5 protein-coding genes are annotated in these 3993 nt (G+C 61.9%); 2 read left to right on the forward strand and 3 right to left on the reverse strand.

What is annotated here, in order from left to right; genetic code table 11:
* Nucleotides 1-2 precede the first annotated feature (2 nt).
* Both EN742_RS27060 and EN742_RS27065 read left to right on the forward strand, forming a co-directional pair.
* Complete coding sequence (locus tag EN742_RS27060; RefSeq protein ID WP_245492403.1) at nucleotides 3-695, forward strand: MBL fold metallo-hydrolase; 693 nt, start codon at nucleotides 3-5, stop codon at nucleotides 693-695.
* Between the two features lie 3 nt (nucleotides 696-698).
* Nucleotides 699-1949, forward strand: a complete 1251-nt coding sequence (locus EN742_RS27065; RefSeq protein WP_127421222.1) for an MFS transporter — start codon at nucleotides 699-701, stop codon at nucleotides 1947-1949.
* Here the strand turns inward: EN742_RS27065 and EN742_RS27070 are convergent.
* The 3 genes from EN742_RS27070 to EN742_RS27080 form a co-directional block, all read right to left on the reverse strand.
* A complete protein-coding gene (locus EN742_RS27070; RefSeq protein ID WP_127406768.1) occupies nucleotides 1946-2134 on the reverse strand; it encodes a DUF1059 domain-containing protein in 189 nt (62 codons plus the stop codon). The genes EN742_RS27065 and EN742_RS27070 overlap by 4 nt on opposite strands.
* A gap of 112 nt (nucleotides 2135-2246) precedes the next feature.
* Nucleotides 2247-2897, reverse strand: coding sequence for a cation transporter (locus EN742_RS27075; RefSeq protein ID WP_348628257.1), 651 nt, complete (start codon nucleotides 2895-2897; stop codon nucleotides 2247-2249).
* A gap of 80 nt (nucleotides 2898-2977) precedes the next feature.
* On the reverse strand, nucleotides 2978-3993 hold a 1016-nt coding region (locus tag EN742_RS27080; protein WP_210214481.1), incomplete at its 5' end, for a methyltransferase domain-containing protein.

Below are 3993 nucleotides of genomic sequence, written 5' to 3' on the forward strand. Positions count from 1 at the left end.
ACCTGTTCGGATGCGGAGGCAAGTCGGCAGCCGCCGTCGTCGATCCGGTAGGCGATATCGCGCCCTATCTTCGAGTTGCCGAGGCGACCGGCATGCGCATTCTCTATGTGGTCGATACGCACATCCACGCCGACCACATTTCCGCCGGGCGGACGCTCGCCGCAGCCTCCGGCGCGGAATACATGCTGTTCGAGGGCGCGGAAGCCGGTTTCCCATTTCGACGCGCCAAGGACGGCGAGGTAGTCGAGCTCGGCAACGTGACCATGACCGTCATGCACACGCCAGGGCACACGCCGGAGCACATCTCGCTCCTGGTCACGGACAGGACACGCGCGGCCGAGCCATGGTTCGTGCTGACGGGCCACACTCTCATGGTTGGCGATCTCGGACGAACCGAACTTGCAACCAGTGCCGAGGACGGCGCGCGGACGCTGTTTTCGAGCGTGCGCCGCCTCAAGCAACTGCCGGATCACGTCGAAGTGCTGCCCGGCGCCTACTCCGGCTCGGTCTGCGGGCGCTCGCTCAGCGGCAAGCCGACATCGACGATTGGCTTCGAGAAGCGCTTCAATAAGGCGTTCCGCATTGATGACGAGGACACTTTCGTCGCCACGATGATCGCGGACATACCGCCCCCGCCGCCGGAGGCGGCGCGCAACCGTGCCGCCAACGCGGGTCTCGCCGCCGCCGCGGCCTGAGCAATGAACGAGGGGGCATCAGTCTCGCCAGGCTCGACTGTCAGGCTTGGGCTCAAGGAAAACTGGCGGCAGTTTGCCCTGCTCATGCTGGTGAACGCCTTCGTCGGTGGCATGGTCGGGCTCGAACGAACAGTCGTGCCGCTCATCGGGTCGGAAGAGTTCGGCATCGCCTCGACGACACTCGTCGTCTCCTTCATCGTCAGCTTCGGCGTGGTCAAGGCGCTTGCCAATCTGGTCTCGGGCCAACTCGCGGACACCTGGGGACGCAAGCGCGTTCTCGTCCTCGGCTGGCTTGTCGGCTTGCCGGTTCCGTTCATGATCATCTGGGCCCCGAGCTGGGGATGGGTGATTGCGGCCAATGCGCTGCTCGGCATCAACCAGGGGCTCGCCTGGTCGATGACGGTCATCATGAAGGTCGACCTCGTCGGCCCGAAATCGCGCGGCCTCGCCGTCGGCCTCAATGAATTTGCCGGTTACCTGGCCGTCGGCGTGACGGCGTTCCTCACCGGCTATCTTGCCTCGCGGTACGGTCTGCGTCCCGTGCCCATCTATCTCGGCATAGGCTACGCCGTAATCGGCGCCGTGCTGTCGATCGTGCTCATCCGCGACACGCGCGACCACCTCCGGCTGGAGGCATCCGCTCACGGACAGCAATCCGTGCCGATCGGCTTCCGGGAGGTATTTGCGCTGACCTCGTTCAGGGATCGCAATCTGTTCGCGGCGTCGCAAGCGGGCCTCGTCAACAACCTCAACGACGGCATGAGCTGGGGTATTTTCCCATTGTTCTTCGCCTCCTTCGGGCTTGGCGTCGAGCGCATCGGCATCCTGAAGGCGATCTACCCCGCGACCTGGGGAATCCTGCAGATCGTCACCGGCCCCTTGAGCGATCGCTGGGGTCGCAAAGGCCTGATCGTCGCCGGAATGTGGATCCAGGCCGGCGGCCTGTTTCTCACCGCGGCTACCAGCCGGTTCGAGTGGTGGCTCGTCGGCAGCCTTCTGCTCGGCCTTGGAACGGCAATGGTCTATCCAAGCCTGATCGCCGCGGTTTCCGACGCCTCGCATCCAAGCTGGCGCGCCCGCTCGCTCAGCGTTTATCGGTTCTGGCGCGACCTCGGCTATGCGATCGGCGCGCTCTCAGCGGGGCTCATCGCCGATCGCTTCGGGCTCTCATGGGCGATCACGTCGATCGCCGCTTTGACGTTTCTCTCCGGCGCGATTGTTGCCATTGCAATGCAGGAAACCGCCAAGCGCTAGCTGGCCTGAATGATCTTTTTCATCTGTTGCCGGTCTTCCGGCGACCACTGCTCGGGGTTCTCCTGATGAGCGATGGCGGCGTGAAGCTCGATGTGTTTCCAGAGTTCAGTCTCAATCTCAGCCGTGAACGATCCTGAACAGGCATCCATTCCAGGGTAGTCCTTGCACCGATATGAATAGGCCATATCTACGCCTCCCTGGTTTGCCGGGTTAGCAGGCGAGGAAGTGGCGCGCTTGTCGATTCACAGTTTTCGAATGCCAGGGCGCCTCTAGCCGAAGTTCGGCTAGCGTGTTCTCCTATTCAGCTGGCGACATAGGGCGACGGCTGTTCAACTCGGCAAGCGACTGGCTGGTGACAACGATTGCACCTTGAACAGCGAGCGCTGCCATGATGCCGGCGACAGCTGCGTCAGGCCAGCCGGAGCCGGTTCCAAAGACACCAGCGGCGGCAGCCAGGACAGCGAGGTTGCCGAGTACGTCGTTGCGAGTGCAAATCCACGCAGAGCGCATATTCGCATCGCCGCTCCTGTGGGCCCATAGAAGACCAAATGAAGCAGCGTTCGAAAGCAAGGCAGCAAAGCCGACTGCGCCAATCGTGAAGGCCCCTGGCAGCGTGCCGTGAACCGTGTTCCAAACCGCTATCCCTATGACCCAGGCTGCGAACAGTCCCATGGTTGCGCCTTTGACCAGCGCTGCGAGGGCGCGATAGCGAAGCGCCATGCCAACCACAAAGAGACTGATCGCGTAGTTGCCGGCGTCGCCAAGGAAATCGAGCGCATCGGCCTGTAGCGAGGCAGAGCCAGCCGCAACGCCAGCGCCGATCTCGACCGCAAACATTGCTGAGTTGATACCCAGCACCGCCCAGAGAACACGCCTGTATGATGCGTCTTCATCCGTAGCCGGGTGATTGTCGTGATCGGCTCCGCAGCATTGAGCGCCCATCACCATCTCCCATGCTTTTCCTCTAGGCATATAGGTGGTCGGCCGATATGTGAAAGCTTAACAGCCCTTGGTGCCCGCGCCAGCTTTCAGGGTTTGGCGGCAAGGATCGACACGCTTTTGACGCCGAACTTGCGGCTAGCCCCCTTCGCGTTCTGCGAAATGAACTCGTAGGCCGGATTGTCCTCGCGCTTGACCACGCGAAGGCCGGCGTGTTCGATCTTCGTGCAATAGTCGTCCTGCTGCGCGGCACCGCCGATGCACGCGGCCCACAGCGTCGAGTTGCACACGATATTTTCCGGCAGTTGCACCTCGGTGACGATGTCGGAGATGGCGAGACGGCCGCCGGCGCGCAACAGTCGAGCTGTTTCCTGAAAGACAGCCTGCTTGTCGGTTGCAAGATTGATCACCCCGTTGCTGATGACCACGTCGGCAATCCCTGCGGGCAGTTCAACGTCCTCGATATAACCCTTCATGTAAGTGATGTTATCGAAGCTGTGACTGTCGCGCAGGCGGGATGCTTTCGCGAGCTGTTCGTCGGTCATATCCACGCCGATCACTTTCCCCGTCGCGCCGACCCGCAACGCCGCGATGAAGGTATCCATACCGGAGCCGCTGCCGAGATCGATCACAGTTTCTCCCGGCTTCACGTCGGCGAGATGAAAAAAGTAACCGACACCAGCGAACGATTCGATCGCCTCTGCCGGTATCCGATCGAGGTCTTCAGTGCTGTAGCCCAACCGCTCCGCCAGCGATCGACCCATCTCGAAATGAAACTCGCCTTTCGGGTTCGTGGCGACGTCGCGGTACATGGCCTTGACTTTTGACTCCAGGTCCTTCCGATCGAAGGGCACGCTCGCTGCGCTGGTCATTTCCTCCTCCCTGTACCCCTCCTTTCGACAGGATACTGCATGACGAGAATTCAGTGAATGACCCAAGCGCAAAGCAAGCGCGCCAGCGTTAGCGCTCCGCCATGGCGACCGCAACTTCTGTACCGGAAAGGAAAGCTGGTGCGGCGACAGAACCGATTGTCCAGCTAGGCCGAACAGGTCGGCGATTATGCCGGCCGACAGGGCGCCGATCGCGTAACCGTCCGCCATGACAT

The organism is Mesorhizobium sp. M4A.F.Ca.ET.020.02.1.1 (assembly GCF_004022645.1).
Lineage (GTDB): Bacteria > Pseudomonadota > Alphaproteobacteria > Rhizobiales > Rhizobiaceae > Mesorhizobium.

Bases quoted from the DNA above. Each gene is read 5' to 3' on its own strand.
- EN742_RS27065 (WP_127421222.1), top strand. From the start codon at position 699: ATGAACGAGGGGGCATCAGTCTCGCCAGGCTCGACTGTCAGGCTTGGG.
- EN742_RS27070 (WP_127406768.1), bottom strand. From the start codon at position 2,134: ATGGCCTATTCATATCGGTGCAAGGACTACCCTGGAATGGATGCCTGT.
- EN742_RS27075 (WP_348628257.1), bottom strand. From the start codon at position 2,897: ATGGTGATGGGCGCTCAATGCTGCGGAGCCGATCACGACAATCACCCG.